Consider the following 21,468-nt stretch of genomic DNA (forward strand, 5'->3'; position numbering starts at 1 on the left):
GCATCACACTGGTGAGCCCATGCCCACCTCCCAGGCAACCCCACCCTGAACATAAAAATAAATACCAAATTTATCAATAACTTAAGTTTTGGCACACATCTTGAATTCTTTGTTCCAGGCGTATATCGCACACGGAAAGGGGCAGCACCAAGGCCACCGAACACCATCAACCCGAAAGCAAGTCTTGGATGGCTTAAGGAAAACAATGATGAAACAGAAACTGATTGTCATCGGCAACGGCATGGTAGGGCAGCACCTGCTGCAACAGCTGGCGGACCAGAACGGCGTGGAGCAGTACGACATCACGGTGTTCGGCGCCGAGAAGCATGCCGCCTACGACCGGGTACACCTCTCCGACGTGTTCGACGGCAAGGAGCCGGAAGCGCTGCTGATGGCCGGCCCCGACTGGTACGGCGAAAGCGGCATAGAATTACGCCTGAACGAGGCGGTCACCGCCATCGACCGGGACGCCAGGACCCTGACCACCGCCGCCGGCGCCGTGCTCGCCTACGACCGCCTGGTGCTGGCCACCGGCTCCACCCCCTTCGTGCCGCCCATCCCCGGCCGGGACCGCAAGAAATGTTTCGTCTACCGCACCCTGGAAGATCTGGCCGCCATCAAGGCCGCCTGCCAGGGCGCCAGGACCGGCGTGGTCATCGGCGGCGGCCTGCTCGGCCTGGAAGCCGCCAACGCCCTGCGCCTGCTCGGCCTGGAAACCCATGTGGTGGAATTCGCTCCCCGGCTGATGCCGGTGCAGCTGGATCCCCAGGGCGGCACCCTGCTCAGGGAGAAGATCGAGCGCCTGGGGCTGCATGTGCACACCCAGAAAGCCACCCACCATATCATCGACGGCGAAAGCGCCACCCACCGCCTCAAGTTCGACGACGGCGGCATACTCGAAGCCGACGTGCTGGTGTTCAGCGCCGGTATCCGTCCCCAGGATGCCCTGGGCAAGGCCGCCGGCCTTACCCTGGGCGAGCGCGGCGGCATCTGCATCAACGATCAGTGCCAGACCTCGGATCCGGACATCTACGCCATCGGCGAATGCGCCCTGTGGCAAGGCAAGCTGTTCGGCCTGGTGGCCCCCGGCTACCAGATGGCCCGTACCGTGGCCGCCCAGCTGCTGGGCAAGGACGGCGCCTTCCAGGGCGCCGACATGAGCACCAAGCTCAAGCTGCTGGGCGTGGACGTGGGCGCCATCGGCGATGCCCACGGCCAGACCCCGGGCAGCCAGGAAGTGCTGCTGCTGGATCGCAGCAAGGATCTGTACAAGAAGCTGGTGCTGAACGAAGCCGGCGATCGCCTGCTGGGCGCCGTGCTGGTGGGCGACACCGGCGACTACGACACCCTGCTGCAGACCTACCTCAACGACATGCCGCTGCCGGCTCACCCCCTGGCCCTGCTGGTGCCGGAAGACGCTGCCGGCGGCGCGCCCAAGGCAGCCCTGCCGGCCACCGCCACCGTCTGCTCCTGCCACAACGTGAGCAAGGGCGCCATCATAGAAGCGGTGCAGGGCGGCGCCTGCGACGTCGCGGCGGTCAAGGCCTGCACCAAGGCCGGCACCGGCTGCGGCGGCTGCGCCGGCCTGCTCACCCAGGTGGTCAACCAGGCGCTGGAAGATCAGGGCATCACCGCCGACAAGAGCCTGTGCGAACACTTTGCCTACAGCCGCCAGGAGCTGTTCCACCTGGTCAAGGTGGGCCAGATCAAGAGCTTCGACGAACTGCTGGCCAAGCACGGCACCGGCCTGGGCTGCGACAGCTGCAAGCCGGCGGCGGCCTCCATCTTCGCCTCCCTGTGGAACGAACACGTACTGGCGCCCAGGCACCAGCCGCTGCAGGACACCAACGACACCTTCCTCGCCAACATGCAGAAGAACGGTACCTACTCGGTGGTGCCCCGGGTACCGGGCGGCGAGATCACCCCGGAGCAGCTGATCGTGCTGGGCCAGGTGGCCAAGCGCTACGATCTTTACACCAAGGTCACCGGCGGCCAGCGCATCGACCTGTTCGGCGCCCGCCTCGAGCAGCTGCCGCAGATCTGGAAGGAACTGATCGACGCCGGCTTCGAGACCGGCCACGCCTACGGCAAGTCGCTGCGCACCGTCAAGTCCTGTGTCGGCTCCACCTGGTGCCGCTACGGAGTGCAGGACTCCCTGGATCTGGCGGTGGCCCTGGAGCACCGCTACAAGGGCCTGCGCTCGCCCCACAAGCTGAAGTTCGCGGTGTCCGGCTGCACCCGTGAGTGCGCCGAGGCCCAGGGCAAGGACGTGGGCGTGATCGCCACCGAGAAGGGCTGGAACCTGTACTTCGCCGGCAACGGCGGCATGCGCCCGCGCCATGCCGACCTGTTCGCCACCGATCTGGATACCGACACCCTGATCCGCTACATCGACCGCTTGCTGATGTTCTACGTGGCCACCGCCGACAAGCTGCAGCGCACCTCGGTGTGGATGGAAAACCTGGAAGGCGGCCTGGACTACCTGCGCGAGGTCATCATCGACGACGCCTTAGGCCTGGCCGAAGAGCTGGAAGGGCGCATGGCCCAGGTGATCGCCACCTACGAGTGCGAGTGGAAAGCCACCCTGCAGGATCCGGAAAAACTCAAGCGCTTCAAGAGCTTCGTCAACACCGACGAGGCCGATGACAGCATCGTCTTCGAGCGCAAGCGCGGCCAGATCCGCCCGGTAGAACCGATTGAAATCAAGGAGGTATCATGAGTCTTGTTCGCCTTTGCCACGTCAACGACATCCCCGAGCACAGCGGCATGGCCGCATTGGTGGAGGGCCGGCAACTGGCCCTGTTCAACCTGCCCGGGCTCGGCTTCTTCGCCCTCGACAACTGGGATCCCATGGGCCGCGCCCAGGTGCTGGCCCGGGGCATCGTCGGCGATATCAAGGGCGAGCCCTGCGTGGCCTCGCCCCTGTACAAGCACCATTATTCACTGAAAGACGGCCGCTGCCTGGAGCAGGAGGACGTCAAGGTCAAGGTCTGGCCCCTGGTCGCCAAGGACGATCAGCTGTGGCTTGAGCAGCCATCCCTGACGGGATAAGGACGCGGGGTTGGGAAAACGGGGCCGAATGGCCCCGCTTTTTGCTGGCGACAGTTTACGATCTTCACGAAGCACATCTGTAACGACTCAAACAAAGAGTCAACAGGGCTGCCTCCACCGACATCTTATCCGTCAGCGGGTGCGGATGGCCTGGATGATGGCGGTGGTGGAGCAGCCGTCCTCGAAGTTGAGCACCTTCACCTCGCCGCCGTTGGCGGTCACTTCCTCGAAGCCGGCGATGTCCTCGGGCTTATAGTCGCCGCCCTTGACCAGCACGTCGGGCAGCACCTCGGCGATCAGCCGGCGCGGGGTGTCCTCACTGAAGGGCACCACCCAGTCCACCGCGCCCAGGCCGGCCAGCACCGCCATGCGCCTGTCCACCGAGTTCACCGGCCGGCCCTCGCCCTTGAGGGCGCGCACCGAGGCATCGGTGTTCACCGCCACGATCAGCCGGTCGCCCAGCTTGCGGGCGTTGTTGAGGTAAGAGACATGGCCGGCGTGGAGGATGTCGAAACAGCCGTTGGTCATCACGATTTTTTCGCCCCGGCGGCGGGCGGCTTCAACCACATACCTGAGCTGCTGCTCGGTCACCACCCCCATGCCCGACTCGGGCCCGCCGTAGAGCACATTGGCCAGCTCGATGGCGGAGACGGTGGAGGTACCCAGCTTGCCCACCACTATGCCGGCGGCCACGTTGGCCAGGGCGCAGGCTTCGTCCAGCGCCAGCCCGGCGGCCAGGACCGAAGCCAGGGTAGCGATGACGGTGTCGCCGGCGCCGGTTACGTCAAACACCTCGTGGGCCTGGGCCGGCAGGTGCAGTTCGTCCTCGCCCTGGCGGATCAGGGTCATACCGTGCTCGGAGCGGGTTACCAGCAGGGCCTTGAACTCGAACCGCTCCACCAGCTCCAGGCCGCGGGCCACCAGCTCACGCTCGTCCTTCACCTTGCCCACCACCGCTTCGAACTCGCTCATATTGGGGGTGAGCAGGGTGGCGCCCCGGTACTTCTCAAAATCCGAGCCCTTGGGATCCACCAGCACCGGCACCCCGGCCTGGTTGGCGGCCTGGATAAGCTGCTGCACCTGGGCCAGGGCGCCCTTGGCGTAGTCGGACAACACCAGCACCCCGGCTTCGGCCAGGGCAGCCCGGGTCATGTCGGTGAGGGGGGCGGCATCTTCGGCCGCGAAACTTTCCTCGAAGTCCAGCCGCAGCAACTGCTGGTTGCGGCTCATCACCCTGAGCTTGGTGATGGTGGGATGGTATGGGTGACGTACAAAATCACATTCCACTCCCACGCCTCTCATTTTGTCCTGCAGGGCGTTGGCCGCTTCGTCGTCGCCGGTCAGGCCCAGCAGCCGGGCGCCGGCGCCCAGGGCGGCGGCGTTCAGGGCCACGTTGGCGGCGCCGCCCGGGCGTTCCTCATTGTGCTCAACCTTGACCACAGGCACCGGAGCCTCGGGAGAGATGCGCCCCGTGGGGCCGGACCAGTAGCGGTCCAGCATCACATCCCCGACCACCAGTACCCTGGCGTTATCGAATTCCGGCAACTTGATCTTCATAGGTTCGGACCCTTGTGAACGTGGGAAAGACAAAATCTTATCACAGCCGAGCCCAATCGCACTCGCCGGCCGGCCTCGGGTGGCCATTGCCACCATTGTTATTTAGAATTCGGCCATTCGACGACAATGGCGACTCCCTATGCATGATTCCCGGCTTCCCCCTTTCCGTGCTGCACTGCTGCATCCACGCTATGCGCTCAACTGGCTCGGTCTTTGCCTGCTGTGGCTGCTGGTCACCCTGTTGCCCTGGCGCCTTCAGATGGCTCTGGGTCGGGGCCTGGGCCGGCTGTCGATGAACGTATTGAAGTCCAGGGTCAAGGTGGCCAGGCGCAATCTGGAACTGGCCCTGCCGGAGCTGACCCTGGCCGAGCGCGAGCACCTGCTCAGGGGCAATTTCGAAAGCGTGGGCTGCGCCGTCTTTGAAACCGGCATGGCCTGGTTCTGGCCCCACTGGCGCGTGCGCGCCCTGACCCGCATGGAAGGCACCGAGCACGTTGATGCCGCCGCCGCAAAGGGCCAGGGCATGCTGCTGCTGTCGGCCCATTTTCTTACTCTTGAGCTCAACGCCCGCCAGTTCGGCCTGTACCGGCCGGGCGTGGGCGTCTACCGGCCCAATACCAACCCGGTGCTGGAATATGCCCAGGTGCACGGCCGCTGCCGCTCCAACAAGTACCTGGTGGACCGGCTCGACATCAAGGGCATGCTCAGGGCGCTGCGGGCCGGCGACGCGCTCTGGTATGCGCCGGACCACGACTACGGCCGTCATGCCAGTGTGTTCGTGCCTTTCTTCGCGGTGGACAAGGCCGCCACCATCACCGGCACCGCCACCCTGGCGCGGGTAAAGCATACCGTCACCCTGCCCTGTTTTACCCTGCGGGAGAAAGACGGCTACCGATTGATCATCCAGCCGCCCCTGGCCGGCTTTCCCACCGGCGACGACGAGGCGGACGCCATCGCCGGCAACCGGGTGCTCGAGGCCGCCATCCGCCTGGCCCCGGAGCAGTACATGTGGCTGCACCGGCGGTTCAAGACCACTCCGCGAGGCGTGGCTTCCCGCTACTGATTAAAAAGCCGGGAGTAGGGATTGGGGACTCGGGACTGGTACAGACGCTGTCAGCTCTCGAGTTTCTTTTTGATGCTGCTCTGCAACCCATTGAGCAACCGAAAAGTGCGGTCCAACCGCTGAAAAATATCGTGTGTCTGCGGCAGCAATCCGAGCATACACGCGATCTCCATCTGGGTATCAAGCTCATTCAGCGAGCCTCTGGCAATACTCAGGAAATGGGCATATTCACGCGTGCTCGATCCGGCCACGCCTTCAGCAATATTGGAAGGCACCGAAATGGCCGCCCTGCGCATCTGTGATGTCAGACCGAATAGCTCGGCCTTGGGAAATGCGGCCGAAGCCTCATAGGTCAGCTTTACCAACAGCATGGCCTCGCGCCAGACATCAAGTCGCTTATGCGTCTTCATACTTCCTCCCAGTCCCAGTCCCTAATCCCCAGTCCCTAGTCCCTAGTCCCCAGTCCCGGCGTGCTTGAGCCATTTGTTCCAACTCTCCACCACCCAGCCGCGTTCCCGGGTGAGTTCGCTGTCCGGCACCCGGCCGGGCTGGTCGGACAGGCTCAGCCGGTGGCCCCGGTCGCGGATGGCGCAGTAGGCGGTTTTCAGCCGACCGGCCTCCTCCTCTTCCAGCAACCCCACTTCCACCGCCGCCTCCAGGATGCGGATATTGTCGGACCAGCGGGTCAGGGCAGGATGCTCATGGGCATGGGCCAGCACCAGGTACTGGGTGAGGAACTCGATATCGGCCAGGCCGCCCACCGACTGCTTGAGGTGGAACTCGCCGGGCCCGGCCTTGATCAGATGAGCACGCATCTTCTCGCGCATCTGCACCACCTCCAGCGCCAGTTCGCCACGCTCCCGCGCCTTGCCCAGCACCTCCCGGCGGATGTCGTTGAAGGCCTCGAACAGCGGCGGATCGCCCACTATGATGCGGCTGCGCACCAGGGCCTGGTGCTCCCAGGTCCAGGCCTCGTTGTGCAGGTAGGTCCGGTAGGCGTCGAGCGGGCTCACCATCAGGCCGGAGGCGCCGCTCGGGCGCAGCCGCATGTCTACCTCGTAGAGCACGCCGCTGGGGGTGCGGGTGCTGAACAGGTGGATGATGCGCTGGGCCAGGCGCAGGTAGAACTGGCGGCAGTCGAGGGGCTTGTCGCCGTTGGTCTGGCCCTTGAGCCCGGCCTCCTGCACGAACACCAGATCCAGATCCGAGCTGTAGGCCAGTTCGATGCCGCCCAGCTTGCCGTAGGCCACCACCCCGAAGCCCTTGCGGCCGTCCGCCAGCTGTTCGGGCACGCCGTGGCGGGCGCTGATCTGGACCCAGGCCTGGTTGACCACTTCTTCTACTACGGCCTCCGCCAGCCAGGTGAGGTGATCGCTCACTTTCATCAGCGGCAGTGCCCCGGCGATGTCGGCGGCGGCGATGCGCAGCAGCTGGATCTGCTTGAACTGGCGCAGGGCCTCCATCTGCTGTTCCACGTCCTCCTCCGGTACCCGCAGCAGGAACTGGCGCAGCTCGCCCCGGTAGGCGTCCAGCGGAATGGGGTTGTACAGCACCTGGGGCACCAGCAGCTCGTCCAGCAGTATGGGATAGCGCGCCAGCTGCTCGGCCACCAGGGAGCTGGCCTCGCACAGGCGGATCAGCTGGGTCAGGGCGCCGGCGTTTTCCACCAGCAACTGCAGGTAGGCGGTGCGGGTGGCGATTTGCAGCAGCAATTTTTGCAGCCGGGCAAACAGGATGCCGGGGGTGTCGGACTGGCTGACCTTGTCGAGCAGCACCGGCATCAGCTTCTCCAGCGCCTGGCGGCCCTGGGGGCCCATGGCCCGGCGCGGGCACTCTTCCTTGAAGGTATTAAGCGCCCGGGCCAGGCGGCCGGCCTTGTCCGGTTCCATGCCCTGTTCCTGCAGCAGCCGGAGCAGCTCTTCCTCTTCCCAGTCGGTCTGCCAGAGGTCGAACCAGATCTGGGCCGCGCCCTCCTCTTCCGCCTCGGTGCTGTCGCCGATCAATTGCTCGAACTGGCGGTGCACCCCGGCCATGGCATCATGCAGCGCCCGGTAGAAGGCCTCCCAGTCCGGGTAGCCCGTCAGCCAGGCCAGGCGGGTACAGTTGAGTTCGTCCTGGGGCAGGGTCTGGGTTTGCTGGTCGGCAAAGGCCTGCAGGAAGTTTTCGATCTTGCGCAAAAAGCGGTAGCTCTGGTGCAACTGGCCGGCTTCTTCCGCCGTCAACGCTCCCGCCTCCCGCGCCGCCGCCAGGGCCAGGGGCAGGTGGCGCACCTGCAGCGCCGGCTCCCGGCCGCCGCGGATCAGCTGAAATACCTGGGCGATGAACTCCACTTCGCGGATGCCGCCGGCGCCCAGCTTGATGTTGTCCTTGAGCCCCTTGCGCCGTACCTCGGCGGCGATCATCGCCTTCATCTGGCGCAGGGAGTCGATCACCCCGAAGTCGATGTAGCGGCGGAACACAAAGGGTTTGAGCATGGCACGCAGCTCGGTGCTGTATTCCCCCTCGTCATTGAGAATGCGCGCCTTGACCATGGCATAGCGCTCCCAGGTGCGGCCGTGGTGCTGGTAGTAGTCTTCCATGGCGGCAAAGCTCACCGCCAGGGGGCCGGACTCGCCGAAGGGCCGCAGCCGCATGTCCACCCGGTAGACCTGGCCGTCCACCGTGGTCTGGTGCAGGGCGTTGACCAGCTTTTGCCCCAGGCGGATAAAAAACTGCTGGTTGGCCAGCTCCCGCCGTCCGCCCCGGGTCACCCCGTTGTGGGGAAAGGTGAAGATAAGGTCGATGTCGGAGGAGAAGTTGAGCTCACGCCCGCCCAGCTTGCCCATGCCCAGGATCAGCATGGGCACCGGCTTGCCCTCGGCGTCGGAGGGGGTTCCCAGCTCGGCACACTGGCGCCGGTAGAGCCAGCGGTAGGCTTCCACGATCAGCGCATCGGCCAGGGCCGAGATATGCTCGAAGCTTTCCTCCACTTCGGCTCCCAGCAGCATCTCCCGCCAGGCGATCAGCAGCAGCTCGCGCCGGCGAAAGCGGCGCAGGGCGCGCAGCAGGCCGGGCTCGTCGTTCACGGCCGCCAGTTGGGCGGCCAGCGCCGGCCGGTAGCGGCCGGCCCGGTCGCCGTTGTGCAAATCCGTTTCATCATCCAGCTCCAGGGCCAGTTCCGGTTGCTGGCACAGGCTGTCGGCGGCGAAGTCGCTGCAGGCGAACAGCCGCAGCAATTGCTCGCGACGGGAGGGGGCCAGTTCCGGCAGCCGGTCCCGGGCTCTTTCCGCAAAACGGTTCCAGTGTTTTTCGGCCTGCTCGGCAAGCAGGGCGGGCAGTTCACGCATCGATATTTCCTTGTGGCAAGCATCTGCCTCCAGACTACCATTGTTGCCGCTACTGAACAGCGAGCCGGCGCAGATTGTCGTCGGTGGCGCCATCTGGCCCTTGCGCTGGACTGCCCGGCTGATTAGTCTGTAGCTGACTTATTATGTCAGGACCTGTTGATGGATCTTTCAGTTATCGGCCAGCATCTCGAAGGGCTCGGCGACACCTCGTCCACCGGCTTTGTCTTCCAGTGTTTTCCCATAGGCGGGGAAGTGGATGTGCTCAAGGTGACGGTGGAAGGGCGTGAAGAGCTGCCCCTGTTCATTTCCGTTTCCGACGATCAGATTTTGTGCATCAGTTACCTGTGGGACGAAAGCCAGGTCGATCCGGCCCGCCGCCCGGCCATGCTGGAAGCCATGCTCGACATGAACATTCCCATGCCCCTGTCGGCCTTTGCCCGGCTCGACGACTGGTATGTGGTGTTCGGCGCCCTGTCGCTGACCTCGGCCCTGGCCGAGATCGAACACGAGCTGGCGGTACTGAGCGACAACTGCCTCGAGGTGATCGAGGACATGGCGGAGTTTCTGTTATGAGCGTACTGGGTCAGGTTCTGCGCAGCCTGCAGGACAGCGGCCGGGGCAGCCTGGATCCGGACAGGGTCTGCGTCCAGTTGCTGCGCGACTGCCGCCATGCGGAGCAGCACATGCTGGGGCTGGAGCGCCAGTGCCGGCAGTTGAAGGCCGAATTCGAGCGCCTAAACGCCCGCCAGGCACCGCTGGCGCGACGGCTGGCCGGGCTGGAGCAGGCCACCCTGGCGGCCCTTGGCCGAGGGGAAGAGCAGCAGGCCCGGCGGCTCGCCACCGAGGTGGCCGCCGCCGAAGACGAGCAGGACGCCGTCCGCCAGCGCCTCGAACGCCTGGGCCGGCGGCTGCGCTACTACCAGGATCGCTGGCTGGGTGCCGAGCGCCATTACCACGATCTGTGCCGCCAGCTGGCCATGGCCAAAACCACCGCCTGCGTACGCAAGACCATGGCCGCCATCCGCCACCATCCGCAGGTGACCCTGGTCAACGCTAAGCAGGCCCTGGCCGATATCCGCGCCCGGGAACAACAAAAGGACAGAGACCCTGAACCCGACGACAGTCCCCAGGCGCTGTGCCCCCACAGCGCCGACCAGGTGCTGGCCCGGCTGCAGCGGCAATTGGGAGGCCGGCCGTGACCCAGCGCAAGATACCGGAAAAATGGCAGAGTTCGGTGCGCGCCGCCAAGGCGGTGCAGGTGGCCTTCGACATGGACGAAAGGCTGCAGTACCAGATCCGTCGGGAAGCGCTGGACAACGGCCTGAGCCCCTCGGATCAGATCCGCCATATCCTGACCCTGCCCACCGCCGCCAAACCCAAGCGCCCCCGGCTGACGGTGTCGCTCAGCCCCGAGGACTACGCCTACCTGGCCGAGCGCTACGGCCTTGAGCCCGGGCAGCAGCTGGAAATCAAGCACAGGGTAATGGATGAGCTGCTGGCCTACAGCCGCCAGCAGCTCGATGAAGGCTAGGCCTCAGCGCCAGTAGGGCTCCAGCTGCAACCCCTGGAGGCGGGACTGCTCCAGCGCCTCCAGCAGGAAGTCCTGCTTGCGCGCCAGCCACTGCGCCAGCTCTTCCCGTTCCTCGGGTTCCAGCCTGTCGCCGATATCCGCCAGGGGCGACAGCATGTCCAGATCCTCGATGCCGCGCAGTATGTCCAGCCAGGGCATGCGGAACCCCACCAGGCCGGCGTCCGGATACAGGGCGCTGAAGCACAGTCCCACCATCAGGTTGCGCCTGAGCTTGCCCTTCTGCTGGATGTACTGCTCGCCGTCCAGGCGCGCCTCGCCGAGGGCGCTGTGGCGCAGGGTATGCCAGCTGTCCTCCAGCAGCTCCCGGGCCAGGTCGGCCACCGGCGCCGCCAGCAGTGCCTGTTGCTCCCGGCCAAGTCCCGCCCGCCAATCCTGGCGATACAGCCAGTGCGTCAGGCCCAGCACCAGCCGGCCGTAGCGCGGACTGTGCAGCAGTTCATGGAGGGCCTGCTCGCCGGGCAACCGCTCCTGTAGTTGCGCCAGCTCGCGCAGCAGTGCCTTCTGGCAGTCGAGGCGGCGCAGGTAATGGCCACGGTCGACGGTGAGGTGAGCCAGCATCTGGGCCCGGTCGAGCCAGGACAATTGCTGTTGCAGCCACAGCAGATCGTCGATCCAGCCGCTGTTGACCCGGTGCGATACCCGCTCCCCGAACATCAACAGGATCTGGTGCACCAGCGACACTCCCTCCCGCAGTTGCACCAGCCAGTCGGTGCCGGGCCCGGCCAGCCAGCCTTCCTCATGGTGCTGCCAGTGGGACAGGGCCAGGTGCAGCAGGGATATCATCGCCTGCTCGCAGGACTCGCCGGGCTCGAGCGCCACCGGCTCCAGCGCGCGCAGCCGCGGCATGGGACTCAGGCCCGCCAGCCGGTAACCGCGCTGGGCCTTGGACACGGCCCCCAACCGCAGGCCGCCCTGCTTCACCAGGGTCTCGGCCAACTCGAACAGGGCCGAGGCATCGCCGCGCACCAGTTCGAGTTCCAGCTCGCGGATGGGCTCGCGCCGCTCCCCCGCCTGCACCTCGCCACTGTCCAGGGCCAGCTCGATCTCGGCGTCATCCAGCGCCAGCAGCCAGCGATGGCGGACAAAGTCGGTGCAGAACAGGGGCTGCAACCCCTGCTGCAGGCTGTCGATGTCGGTACCGGCGGGCCACAGCCGGGCCGGAAAACGGGACAGGTCGGGGTTGTGCACCTCCAGGGCCACATTGTATTCGGGTCGCTGGTGCAGGCCGCCGACCTGGCTGCCCGCCAGCTTGATGGTCTGCTCCAGCCGGCCGTTGCGGCTGCGGATGCGCAACCCCGCCTTCATCCGGCGCAGGGCGAGATCGGCGGTGTCGAAGTAGGTATTGGCCAGGTGCTGCTGGTCGTGCTGGAGGATTTGGTAAGATTGCAACAGTTCGGGCAGGCTGTCGGTGATATCGCGTGAGACAAGAAACTTGATCTCTATTTCTGTATCCATAAGGGTGTCCGGAAAACCAACCTTTTGATTTAAGAGTAAAAGCAGAAGCCACTAGCAGAGCAGCATGACGGTTTTATGAAAAATGCTGTTTTCTTGCCTTTGTAGTTAAGTTACCATTCGCGCCACATTGACGTATCGAGTGTTTTTTCACCGACACAGGGTTGGCTATGCCAGTAAATACTATTTTGGGACTCTTTGCCAAGTCCCCCATCAAGCCCTTGCAGAAGCATGTGATGAAAGTCCATGAGGCTGCGCAGCAGTTGGTTCCCTTCTTCGACGCCATGTGGGAGCAGGACTGGGAAAAGGCCGAGCAGATCCAGCGCCGCATTTCCCAGCTCGAACGGGAAGCCGACGCCCTGAAGCGGGAAATCCGCCTCAAACTCCCCCGCGGCCTGTTCATGCCGGTCGAACGCACCGACATGCTCGAACTGCTGACCCAGCAGGACAAGATTGCCAACAAGGCAAAAGATATCTCCGGCCGCATCGTGGGCCGCCAGATGGAAATTCCGCTGCAGCTCAAATCCGCCTTTATGGATTACCTCAACCGCTGCATCGACGCCACCGCCCAGGCGGCCAAGGCCATCGACGAACTCGACGAACTGCTGGAAACCGGCTTCAAGGGCCGGGAAATGGATCTGGTCACCGACATGATCCACCAGCTCGATCTCATCGAAGACGACACCGACGTCATGCAGGCCAAGCTGCGCAAGCAACTGCAGGCGATCGAGGACGGCTACAATCCCATCGACGTCATGTTCCTTTACAAGATCCTTGAGTGGGTCGGCGACCTGGCAGATCAGGCCGAGCGGGTAGGTTCCCGCCTGGAGCTGATGCTGTCCCGTTCCTGAGCGAAACAACAAGGTATATAAATGGATATCATCGCTAACTACGGCACCACGCTGATCCTGGTTGCCGCCGTGTTCGGCTTCTTTATGGCCTGGGGCATCGGCGCCAATGACGTGGCCAATGCCATGGGCACCTCGGTGGGTACCCGTTCGCTGACCATCAAACAGGCGATCATCATCGCCATGATCTTCGAGTTCGCCGGTGCCTACCTGGCCGGCGGCGAGGTCACCTCCACCATCCGCAGCGGCATCATCGACTCCGCGGCCTTCGCCGATACCCCCGATCAGCTGGTGTTCGGCATGATCGCCTCCCTGCTGGCCGCCGGTACCTGGCTGTTGCTGGCCTCCTACTTCGGCTGGCCGGTGTCCACCACCCACTCCATCATCGGCGCCATCGTCGGCTTTGCCCTGGTGTCGCTCGGCGCCGAGGCGGTGCACTGGGGCAAACTGGGCGGCGTGGTCGGCTCCTGGATAGTGACCCCGGCCCTGTCCGGCCTGCTCGCCTACTTCACCTTTATCAGTGTGCAGCGCCTGATCTTCAATGCCGACAGCCCGCTGACCGCGGCCAAGAAGTACGTGCCCGTCTACATCTTTTTCACCGTCATGGTGATTTGCCTGGTCACCCTGAAGAAGGGCCTGAGCCATGTTGGCCTGGACATGACCAACGTCCAGAGCTGGGGCCTGTCGGTGGCCGTTTCCCTGGTCAGCGCCGTGATCAGCGCCTTCTACATCAAGCGCCAGCAGTACAACCCCCTGGACGACAAGGACATGCATTTCTCCAACGTGGAGAAAGTGTTCGGTATCCTGATGGTGGTCACCGCCTGCGCCATGGCCTTTGCCCACGGCTCCAACGACGTGGCCAACGCCATAGGTCCGCTGTCTGCCGTGGTGGGGGTGGTGGAAAGCGCCGGCCAGATCGCCTCCCAGTCGAGCATCGCCTGGTGGATACTGCCGCTCGGCGGCATCGGCATCGTTATCGGCCTGGCCTCCCTGGGCCACAAGGTAATGGCCACCGTGGGCACCGGCATTACCCACCTGACGCCCAGCCGCGGCTTTGCCGCCCAGCTGGCCACCGCTGCGACAGTGGTGATCGCGTCCGGCACCGGCCTGCCCATCTCCACCACCCAGACCCTGGTGGGCGCGGTGATGGGGGTCGGCCTGGCCCGGGGCATCGCCGCCCTCAATCTCAATGTGCTGCGCAACATAGTGGTGTCCTGGATTGTCACCCTGCCCGCCGGGGCCATCCTGGCCATTGTATTCTTCTACATCATCCAGTGGATGTTCACCTGATCGACGGGGGCCTGCGGGCCCCCTTGTTCTTGTCCTTCCCCGCCGCGCCGATTACCATGGCTCCATCAACGAGAGTGAAGGAATCCCAAGTGAAATCGAAACTGCTCCTGGTGCTGTTGTGCAGCCTGCCCTGGCATGGCCATGCTCTGGCCGCCACCCGTTATGTTTCCGATAACGTTTATGCCTACCTCCATGCCGGACCCAGCAATCAGTACCGCATCCTCGGCTCCATCAACGCCGGCGAGCCGGTGGAGTACCTGGACCGCAACGCCGACAGCCAATATGTACAGATCCGCGACGGCGAAGGACGTACCGGCTGGATCGAAGGCCAGTTCCTGCAATCCGAAGAAAGCTTCCGCGTCCGCCTGCCGGCCCTGACCCAGGAGTTGGAGCAGGCGCGACAGCTGCTGGCCGACGCCGACCAGCGCCATGCCGACGACGTGGCCGACAAGGTGCGCCAGATCGACAGCCAGCAGCAGGAACTGGATCGGCTGAACGCACAGCTGGACGAGCTGAGCCGGAGCCATGAGCGGATTGCCGCCGAAAACCGCCGCCTGTCCGGCCTGATGGACGACAAGGAGCATCAGATGCGCCTGGACTGGCTGGTCAACGGCGGCCTGGTGGCCGGCATCGGCGCCCTGGTCGGATTTTTGCTGCCGCTGATACCGCTGCGTCGCCGCCGCCGCCAGGATCGCTGGATGAACTGACTGCCAGGATACCCGCTCCCCCAAGCGCCCCGGTGGCGCTTTTTTGTTACCCCTGACTTACCTTCCCCGGGCTCGGCTATCTTTAACAGGCACACAGGGCATCCCCCCGGCCACAGGATGCCCGCGGTCAAGGAGCCGCCGTCCCGGCTCCCATTCAGGAAGTGTCGCCATGTTCAATGCCGCCACCGTCTTCGCTCCCGGTTACGCCCCCCGCGACCTGCCGGCCCTGCGCCGGGACATTACCCGCAACTATGTGGTCGATGAAAACGGCTACCTGGCCAGCCTGCTGGAACAGGTGCCGGCCGACGCCCAGACCCTGGCCCGCATCACCGACCAGGCCCGCCGCCTGGTGACCCAGGTGCGGGCGGAAAGCGACGGCGGCGATGGCATCGACGCCTTCCTGCAGCAATACAGCCTGGACACCCAGGAGGGCATTATCCTGATGTGCCTGGCCGAGGCGCTGCTGCGCATCCCCGACAGCCATACCGCCGACGAACTGATCAAGGACAAGCTGTCCGGCGCCGACTGGGCCAGACACTTCCGCCAGAGCGATTCCACCCTGGTCAACGCCTCCACCTGGGGCCTGATGCTGACCGGCAAGATAGTGCGCATGGACAAAAAGCTCGACGGCAACCCGGCCAATGTGCTCAATCGCATGATCAACCGCCTGGGCGAGCCAGTGGTGCGCTCCGCCATGTACGCGGCCATGAAGATCATGGGCAAGCAGTTCGTGCTGGGGCGGGACATCAAGGAGGCGCTCAAGGCCAGCCGCAAGTCCCGCGAACTCGGCTACACCCATTCCTACGACATGCTGGGCGAGGCGGCCATGACCGCCGCCGATGCCGGGAAGTACCGTGCCGACTACGCCAAGGCCATCGCCATCGTGGGCGCCGAGCAGCTCAACAACCCGGCGGTGCCGCGCCCCTCCGTTTCCATCAAGCTGTCCGCCCTGCACCCCCGCTACGAGGAAGCCAGCCGCGCGCGGGTGCTGAGCGAGCTGCATGCCACCGTGCTGGGGTTGCTGGCAGAGGCGCGCAAACTGGACGTCTTTATCACCATCGACGCGGAAGAGATGGACCGGCTGGAGCTGTCCCTCGATCTGTTCGAGGCCCTGTACCGTGCCGAGGTCAACCGGGGCTGGGGCGGGCTCGGCCTGGTGGTGCAGGCCTATTCCAAGCGCGCCCTGCCGGTACTGTGCTGGCTGACCGCCCTGGCCCGGGAGCAGGGCGACGAGATCCCGGTGCGGCTGGTGAAGGGCGCCTACTGGGACAGCGAAATCAAGCACTGCCAGCAGGCCGGCATCGACGGCTACCCGGTCTATACCCGCAAGGCCGGCACCGATGTGTCTTACCTCGCCTGTGCCCGCTACCTGCTGAGCGAGGCGACCCGGGGCGCCATCTATCCCCAGTTCGCCACCCACAACGCCCACACCCTGGTGTCGGTGATGGCCATGGCGGGGGAACGCCGCTTCGAGTTCCAGCGTCTGCACGGCATGGGCGAGGAGCTGTACAACACCGTGCTGAAGGAAAACCCCGGCCTGGTATGCCGCATCTACGCCCCGGTGGGGGCCCACAAGGATCTGCTGCCCTACCTGGTGCGCCGGCTGCTGGAAAACGGCGCCAACACCTCCTTCGTGCACAAGCTGGTGGATCCCGACACCCCCATCGACAGCCTGATCACCCACCCGGCGCTCAGCCTGCGGGATGGCTCCGGCCTGGCCAACAACAAAATCCCGCTGCCGCTGGCTATCTTCCCGGACAGGGTCAACTCCCGGGGCCTGAACCTGAATATCGAAGGCATCCGCACTCCCTTCTTCAATGAGCTGGCCAGGCTGGCCGATAAGCAGTGGCAGGCCGGCCCGGTGATCGGCGGCAAGACCCTGACCCAGGGCACCGCCAGCGCCGTGCTGAGCCCCCAGGATCAGGGCCGGCAGGTAGGCCAGGTGTGGTTTGCCGACCAGGCGACGGTAGCGCAGGCGGTGGGCCGGGCCCAGGCCGCCTTCAAGGGCTGGCGCGACACCCCGGTGGAGCAACGCGCCCGGGCCCTGGAAAAGCTGGCCGAAATGCTGGAGGCACACAGCGCCGAGTTCGTCTCGCTCTGTACCCGGGAGGCGGGCAAGCTGTTGCAGGACGGCATCGACGAGGTGCGCGAGGCGGTGGACTTCTGCCGCTACTACGCCGTTGAAGCCCGCCGCCTGATGGCCGAGCCCACCCGCCTGCCCGGCTATACCGGCGAGCTGAACCTGCTCCATGCCCAGGGCCGGGGACCCTTCGTGTGCATCAGCCCCTGGAACTTCCCGCTGGCCATCTTCCTCGGCCAGGTGGCCGCCGCCCTGGTCACCGGCAATACGGTGCTGGCCAAACCGGCGGAGCAGACCTCGCTGGTGGCCCACCTGGCGGTGACCCTGGCGCACCAGGCCGGCATTCCCGCCGAGGTGCTGCAGTTGCTGCCCGGCGACGGCGCCACCGTGGGCGCGGCTCTCACCCAGGATCCGCGCATTGCCGGGGTCTGCTTCACCGGCGCCACCGACACCGCCCAGCTGATCAACCTGACCCTGGCCAAACGCCAGGGCGCCATAGTGCCGCTCATCGCCGAAACCGGCGGCCAGAACGCCATGATAGTGGACTCCACCGCCCTGCCCGAGCAGGTGGTGCGCGACGTGCTGCGCGCCGCCTTCCAGAGCGCCGGCCAGCGCTGCTCTGCCCTGCGGGTGCTCTACCTGCAGGAAGACGTCGCCGAGCGGGTGCTGGAGATCCTCAAGGGCGCCATGAAGGAGCTGAGCGTGGACGATCCCGCGCTCTGGTCCACCGACGTGGGCCCGGTGATCGACCAGGGCGCCAGGGCCGGGCTGGAGGCGCACCTGGCGCGGATGAAGGCCGAAGGCAAGCGGATCATCGCCGAGGCCCCCATGGCCAAAGGCTGCGACAAGGGCTTCTATGTGCGGCCCACGGCACTGGAAATCGGCAGCATCAAGGAGCTGGAAAAGGAGCAGTTCGGCCCCATACTGCATGTGGTGCGATTCAAGGCGAAGGACATCGGCCAGGTGGTCGATGACATCAACGGCACCGGCTACGGCCTGACCCTAGGCATCCACAGCCGCAACGAGTCCTTTGCCGATCAGGTGGCCAGGTCCGTGGATGCGGGCAACGTCTACATCAACCGGGATCAGATCGGCGCCATGGTGGGCGTACAGCCCTTCGGCGGCCAGGGCCTGTCCGGCACCGGCCCCAAGGCCGGCGGCCCCCACTACCTGAGCCGCTTTATCACCGAGAAGACCGTTACCAACAACACCACCGCCATCGGCGGCAACGCCACCCTGCTGTCCCTGGGGGAAGAGTGACAGGCGCTTCGGCGCCTTTTTTCATTTTCAGCCGCTATAATGGCCCTTTTGTCATTGGGGGAGACTGGGCGTGGAGATCTATCTGGTGGGGGGCGCGGTACGGGACGAACTGCTGGGCCTGGCGGTAAAAGAGCGGGATTACCTGGTGGTAGGCGCCACTCCGGAGCAGCTGCTCGCGCTCGGCTACACCCAGGTGGGCAGGGACTTTCCGGTGTTCCTGCATCCCGACACCCGGGAGGAATACGCCCTGGCCCGCACCGAGCGCAAGTCCGGCCGCGGCTACACCGGCTTTATCTGCGACTTCGGCCCCGAGGTGAGTCTGGAGGAAGACCTCCGTCGCCGGGATCTGACCATCAACGCCATTGCCCGGGATGAACAGGGCGGACTGCACGACCCCTATGGCGGCAGGCAGGATCTCGACCGCCGGATACTGCGCCATGTGTCCGAGGCCTTCGCCGAGGATCCGCTGCGGGTGCTGCGGGTGGCCCGCTTCGCCGCCCGCTTCCATCACCTCGGCTTTACCCTGGCCGACGAGACGCTGGCCCTGATGCGGCGGATGGCCGCAAGCGGCGAGCTGGCCGCATTGACCCCGGAGCGGGTATGGAAGGAAACGGAAAAAGCCCTGGCCACCGAGGATCCCCAGGTGTATTTCGAGGTGTTGCGCCGGGCCGGCGCCCTGGGTGTGCTGTTCCCCGAACTGGAGGCCCTGTTCGGAGTGCCAGGCCCGGAAAAATGGCATCCGGAAATCGACACCGGCATCCACACCCTGATGGTGCTCAAGCGGGCGGCCGAACTGGGTGGCGATCTGTGCTGCCGTTTCGCCGCCCTTTGCCACGATTTTGGCAAGGCGCTGACGCCCCAGGAAAAATGGCCCAGCCACCATCATCACGGCGAGCTGGGCGTGGCGCCCATAGAAGCCCTCTGCGCCCGCCTGAAAGTGCCGACCGAGCACCGGGAGCTGGCGCTGCTGATGAGCCGCTGGCACATCCTGTTCCACCGCCTGGCAGAACCCTGCCCGGAGCACGCGGAACGCATTCTCGAACTGTTCAACCACACCGACGCCTGGCGCAAGCCGGCGCGCTTTGCCCAGTTGCTGATCTGTGCCCAGGCGGACTTGCAGGGCCGCAAGGGATTTGGCGGCAAGCCCTATCCCCAGCGGGAACGATTGTGGCACTGGCTCGGCGAACTGCGCCAGATCACCGCCCAGGCCTTTGTCGAGCAGGGCATAAAGGGCGCCGCCATCGGCGACGCCATCCGCGAAGAACGACGGCGTCGGCTAATACTATGGCTTCAGGACTGGGCCGACAGCATCCATAGCAGCACGGCACCCAGCCCCAGCCGGTAGAGTACGAAAGGCAGCACCCCGATACGGTTGAGCAGCGCCAGAAACAGGTGGATGCAGGCCAGGGCGCTGGCAAAGGAAGCCAGCACGCCGATACCGACGGCAGACCAGGACATCACCGCCTGGCTGCCGATCAAATCGCTGGCTTGGTGGCTGCCTGCCAGAAAGATGATGGGAATGGACATCAGGAAGGAAAAACGCGCCGCCGCCTCCCGGGTCAAGCCCAGCATCAGGCCGGCGCTGAGGGTGATGCCACTGCGGGAAGTCCCCGGGATGAGTGCAAGGGCCTGGGCGCAGCCGAGCCAGAGGGCGCCACGCCAGCCGGTCTGGTATTCGGTTTTCTGCAGCCGCGCCATGCGATCGGACCACCATAGCAGGATCCCGAATACGATGGTGGCCACGGCAATCACCCAGCCGGAACGCAGATGAGCGCCAATCCAGTCTCCCAACAACAGTCCCACCACGCAGGCCGGTATGGTCGCCAGTATGATGCCCCAGGCCAGCCGCGATTCGGGACTGTGGCCGCCGCCACGCAGGGAACGCCACCAGCAGCTGGCCATGGCCAGCACTTCGCGCCGAAAGTAATAGACCACCGCCAGCAGGCTGCCCAGATGCACCGCCACATCAAAGGCCATGCCCTGGTCACGCCAGCCCAGCAGCACGGAAGGCAGGATAAGATGGGCGGAACTGGAAATGGGGAGGAACTCGGTAAAACCCTGAATCAACGCCAGCAGGATGGCTTGCACTTCCATGATAAAAACCCTGTTGCGGGAACCATCGGCAGGCTAGCCGCCGATAATGACACCTTGATGAACCTCAGCTTGCGTCATTTCCCCGGGCAAAGCGTTCTATCTCGACGCCGACGCCGGCGGCATTGGCCACGGCACCCGGTTTGGTCAGCCGTACCCGCACCGACAGGACAGGAAACTCCGCAAGAATCAACCGGGCAATATGCTCGGCCATGGTTTCGACCAGCTCCACATGGTTTTGTTCGGCGTAGTCCGAGACTTTTTGCGCCAGGGCCGCATAGTCGAGGGCCAGCCGGATGTCGTCGCCGTCCGCAGCCGGCCGATTGTCGAAGCCCATTTCCAGGTCGAAGCGAATCTTCTGCCTTATGCCCTTTTCCCACTCGTAAACGCCTATGGTGGTGAGCACTTCCAGGCCTTGCACAAACACTTTATCCATCGTCTCTTTCTTCTGTTAAGCTGTGGCTATCGTCGGCGAGCAGGCCGTCTTCGGCCCTGTTAGAGCGCGCCATCATAACGGATTGAACCCGGGGTATAAACCGCGAGATGACGGCCCTTACCTTATTCATGATCATGCTGGCCTACCTGGGTGGTTCGATATCCAGCGCCGTATTGATCTCACGCCTCTATCGCCTGCCGGATCCCCGCACTCACGGCTCGGGCAACCCCGGCGCCACCAATGTCTTGCGCACCGGCCACCGCAGTGCCGCTGTGTGGGTGCTGCTGCTCGACATCCTCAAGGGCACCCTGCCGGTATACCTGGGCTGGTTGCTCGGCATCAGTCCGCTGTATCTCGCCTTTATTGCCATGGCCGCCTGCCTGGGCCACATGTTTCCGCTGTTTTTTCACTTTCGCGGCGGCAAGGGGGTGGCCACGGCCCTCGGAGCCCTGCTGCCACTGGGCATGGATCTGACCGGCCTGCTGCTGCTGACCTGGCTGCTGAGCCTGGGACTGTTCGGCTATTCCTCACTGGCATCGCTGATCACCGCCCTGTTCGCGCCGCTGTTCGTGTATTTTATCAAGCCCGAATACACCCTGGCGGTGGCGCTGCTGTCCTGCCTCATCATACTGCGCCACCATCGCAATATCAGCCGGCTCTACCGCCACCAGGAACCGCCGCTGCTGGAGCGCTTCAAACGCCATAAACCGGACTAG

Annotated in this window: 18 protein-coding genes; 12 read left to right on the plus strand and 6 right to left on the minus strand. The window is 64.9% G+C overall.

Going from position 1 to position 21,468, the window contains the following annotated elements; translation table 11 throughout:
• Positions 1-205 precede the first annotated feature (205 nt).
• Together nirB and nirD are read left to right on the plus strand one after the other, a co-directional pair.
• Positions 206-2,719, plus strand: a complete 2,514-nt coding sequence (nirB, locus tag C7I36_RS07460) for a nitrite reductase large subunit NirB (protein ID WP_106453095.1) — start codon at positions 206-208, stop codon at positions 2,717-2,719.
• Positions 2,716-3,051 carry a nitrite reductase small subunit NirD gene (nirD, locus tag C7I36_RS07465; protein WP_106453096.1) on the plus strand — a complete coding sequence of 112 codons (336 nt, stop codon included), beginning with the start codon at positions 2,716-2,718 and terminating at the stop codon, positions 3,049-3,051. Before nirB ends, nirD begins: the two co-directional genes overlap by 4 nt.
• Before the next feature lie 132 nt (positions 3,052-3,183).
• Here the strand turns inward: nirD and hldE are convergent, their stop codons facing one another.
• Positions 3,184-4,608, minus strand: a complete 1,425-nt coding sequence (gene hldE, locus C7I36_RS07470; RefSeq protein ID WP_106453097.1) for a bifunctional D-glycero-beta-D-manno-heptose-7-phosphate kinase/D-glycero-beta-D-manno-heptose 1-phosphate adenylyltransferase HldE — start codon at positions 4,606-4,608, stop codon at positions 3,184-3,186.
• Positions 4,609-4,747: 139 nt separating this feature from the next.
• Between hldE and lpxL the strand changes: the two genes are divergently transcribed.
• On the plus strand, positions 4,748-5,671 hold the full coding sequence (gene lpxL / locus C7I36_RS07475; protein ID WP_106453098.1) for an LpxL/LpxP family Kdo(2)-lipid IV(A) lauroyl/palmitoleoyl acyltransferase: 924 nt from the start codon (positions 4,748-4,750) through the stop codon (positions 5,669-5,671).
• Positions 5,672-5,721: 50 nt separating this feature from the next.
• Here lpxL and C7I36_RS07480 read toward each other — a convergent pair whose 3' ends face one another.
• Together C7I36_RS07480 and glnE are read right to left on the minus strand one after the other, a co-directional pair.
• Positions 5,722-6,081 carry a four helix bundle protein gene (locus C7I36_RS07480; RefSeq protein ID WP_106453099.1) on the minus strand — a complete coding sequence of 120 codons (360 nt, stop codon included), beginning with the start codon at positions 6,079-6,081 and terminating at the stop codon, positions 5,722-5,724.
• Between the two features lie 42 nt (positions 6,082-6,123).
• Positions 6,124-8,997 (minus strand): bifunctional [glutamate--ammonia ligase]-adenylyl-L-tyrosine phosphorylase/[glutamate--ammonia-ligase] adenylyltransferase, encoded by a 2,874-nt coding sequence (glnE, locus tag C7I36_RS07485; RefSeq protein ID WP_106453100.1) that lies wholly within the window; start codon positions 8,995-8,997, stop codon positions 6,124-6,126.
• A gap of 159 nt (positions 8,998-9,156) precedes the next feature.
• On the opposite strand from glnE, the gene C7I36_RS07490 reads away from it, so the two are divergent.
• The 3 genes from C7I36_RS07490 to C7I36_RS07500 are packed head-to-tail and all read left to right on the plus strand — an operon-like array spanning position 9,157 to position 10,528.
• The gene (locus C7I36_RS07490) at positions 9,157-9,570 is read left to right on the plus strand and encodes a YjfI family protein (protein ID WP_106453101.1); all 414 of its coding nucleotides are present in this window, start codon (positions 9,157-9,159) and stop codon (positions 9,568-9,570) included.
• Entirely contained in the window at positions 9,567-10,196 is a 630-nt protein-coding gene (locus tag C7I36_RS17420; RefSeq protein WP_106453102.1) for a hypothetical protein, read from the plus strand. The genes C7I36_RS07490 and C7I36_RS17420 overlap by 4 nt, the downstream gene beginning before the upstream one ends.
• Positions 10,193-10,528, plus strand: a complete 336-nt coding sequence (locus C7I36_RS07500; protein WP_106453103.1) for a hypothetical protein — start codon at positions 10,193-10,195, stop codon at positions 10,526-10,528. Before C7I36_RS17420 ends, C7I36_RS07500 begins: the two co-directional genes overlap by 4 nt.
• A gap of 3 nt (positions 10,529-10,531) precedes the next feature.
• On the opposite strand, the gene C7I36_RS07505 is transcribed toward C7I36_RS07500, so the two are convergent.
• Positions 10,532-12,043, minus strand: a complete 1,512-nt coding sequence (locus tag C7I36_RS07505; protein ID WP_106453104.1) for a CYTH and CHAD domain-containing protein — start codon at positions 12,041-12,043, stop codon at positions 10,532-10,534.
• Between the two features lie 167 nt (positions 12,044-12,210).
• Between C7I36_RS07505 and C7I36_RS07510 the strand changes: the two genes are divergently transcribed.
• The 5 genes from C7I36_RS07510 to C7I36_RS07530 all read left to right on the plus strand — a co-directional run bounded on the left by C7I36_RS07510 (position 12,211) and on the right by C7I36_RS07530 (position 19,570).
• A complete protein-coding gene (locus C7I36_RS07510) occupies positions 12,211-12,891 on the plus strand; it encodes a TIGR00153 family protein (protein WP_106453105.1) in 681 nt (226 codons plus the stop codon).
• A 21-nt stretch (positions 12,892-12,912) separates the two neighbouring features.
• Positions 12,913-14,178 (plus strand): inorganic phosphate transporter, encoded by a 1,266-nt coding sequence (locus C7I36_RS07515; protein WP_106453106.1) that lies wholly within the window; start codon positions 12,913-12,915, stop codon positions 14,176-14,178.
• A gap of 89 nt (positions 14,179-14,267) precedes the next feature.
• The gene (locus C7I36_RS07520) at positions 14,268-14,885 is read left to right on the plus strand and encodes a TIGR04211 family SH3 domain-containing protein (protein ID WP_106453107.1); all 618 of its coding nucleotides are present in this window, start codon (positions 14,268-14,270) and stop codon (positions 14,883-14,885) included.
• A gap of 169 nt (positions 14,886-15,054) precedes the next feature.
• Positions 15,055-18,225, plus strand: a complete 3,171-nt coding sequence (gene putA, locus C7I36_RS07525; protein WP_106453108.1) for a bifunctional proline dehydrogenase/L-glutamate gamma-semialdehyde dehydrogenase PutA — start codon at positions 15,055-15,057, stop codon at positions 18,223-18,225.
• A 70-nt stretch (positions 18,226-18,295) separates the two neighbouring features.
• The gene (locus C7I36_RS07530) at positions 18,296-19,570 is read left to right on the plus strand and encodes a multifunctional CCA addition/repair protein (RefSeq protein WP_106453109.1); all 1,275 of its coding nucleotides are present in this window, start codon (positions 18,296-18,298) and stop codon (positions 19,568-19,570) included.
• Here the strand turns inward: C7I36_RS07530 and C7I36_RS07535 are convergent.
• Positions 19,516-20,319 (minus strand): undecaprenyl-diphosphate phosphatase, encoded by an 804-nt coding sequence (locus C7I36_RS07535; protein WP_181256318.1) that lies wholly within the window; start codon positions 20,317-20,319, stop codon positions 19,516-19,518. The two genes, C7I36_RS07530 and C7I36_RS07535, sit on opposite strands and share 55 nt — an antisense overlap.
• A gap of 64 nt (positions 20,320-20,383) precedes the next feature.
• Positions 20,384-20,752: a dihydroneopterin aldolase gene (gene folB, locus C7I36_RS07540; RefSeq protein WP_106453111.1), complete on the minus strand. Its 369-nt coding sequence runs from the start codon at positions 20,750-20,752 to the stop codon at positions 20,384-20,386.
• A gap of 107 nt (positions 20,753-20,859) precedes the next feature.
• Between folB and plsY the strand changes: the two genes are divergently transcribed.
• A complete protein-coding gene (gene plsY / locus C7I36_RS07545) occupies positions 20,860-21,468 on the plus strand; it encodes a glycerol-3-phosphate 1-O-acyltransferase PlsY (protein ID WP_106453112.1) in 609 nt (202 codons plus the stop codon).

It is taken from the genome of Zobellella taiwanensis (genome assembly GCF_003012795.1).
Lineage (GTDB): Bacteria > Pseudomonadota > Gammaproteobacteria > Enterobacterales > Aeromonadaceae > Oceanimonas > Oceanimonas taiwanensis.

Excerpts from the sequence above, each read along its gene's own strand:
- C7I36_RS07535 (WP_181256318.1), bottom strand. The coding sequence starts at position 20,319 with ATGGAAGTGCAAGCCATCCTGCTGGCGTTGATTCAGGGTTTTACCGAG.
- lpxL (WP_106453098.1), top strand. The coding sequence starts at position 4,748 with ATGCATGATTCCCGGCTTCCCCCTTTCCGTGCTGCACTGCTGCATCCA.
- glnE (WP_106453100.1), bottom strand. The coding sequence starts at position 8,997 with ATGCGTGAACTGCCCGCCCTGCTTGCCGAGCAGGCCGAAAAACACTGG.
- plsY (WP_106453112.1), top strand. The coding sequence starts at position 20,860 with ATGACGGCCCTTACCTTATTCATGATCATGCTGGCCTACCTGGGTGGT.
- folB (WP_106453111.1), bottom strand. The coding sequence starts at position 20,752 with ATGGATAAAGTGTTTGTGCAAGGCCTGGAAGTGCTCACCACCATAGGC.
- nirB (WP_106453095.1), top strand. The coding sequence starts at position 206 with ATGATGAAACAGAAACTGATTGTCATCGGCAACGGCATGGTAGGGCAG.
- C7I36_RS07515 (WP_106453106.1), top strand. The coding sequence starts at position 12,913 with ATGGATATCATCGCTAACTACGGCACCACGCTGATCCTGGTTGCCGCC.
- nirD (WP_106453096.1), top strand. The coding sequence starts at position 2,716 with ATGAGTCTTGTTCGCCTTTGCCACGTCAACGACATCCCCGAGCACAGC.
- C7I36_RS07480 (WP_106453099.1), bottom strand. The coding sequence starts at position 6,081 with ATGAAGACGCATAAGCGACTTGATGTCTGGCGCGAGGCCATGCTGTTG.
- putA (WP_106453108.1), top strand. The coding sequence starts at position 15,055 with ATGTTCAATGCCGCCACCGTCTTCGCTCCCGGTTACGCCCCCCGCGAC.
- C7I36_RS17420 (WP_106453102.1), top strand. The coding sequence starts at position 9,567 with ATGAGCGTACTGGGTCAGGTTCTGCGCAGCCTGCAGGACAGCGGCCGG.
- C7I36_RS07510 (WP_106453105.1), top strand. The coding sequence starts at position 12,211 with ATGCCAGTAAATACTATTTTGGGACTCTTTGCCAAGTCCCCCATCAAG.
- C7I36_RS07490 (WP_106453101.1), top strand. The coding sequence starts at position 9,157 with ATGGATCTTTCAGTTATCGGCCAGCATCTCGAAGGGCTCGGCGACACC.
- hldE (WP_106453097.1), bottom strand. The coding sequence starts at position 4,608 with ATGAAGATCAAGTTGCCGGAATTCGATAACGCCAGGGTACTGGTGGTC.
- C7I36_RS07505 (WP_106453104.1), bottom strand. The coding sequence starts at position 12,043 with ATGGATACAGAAATAGAGATCAAGTTTCTTGTCTCACGCGATATCACC.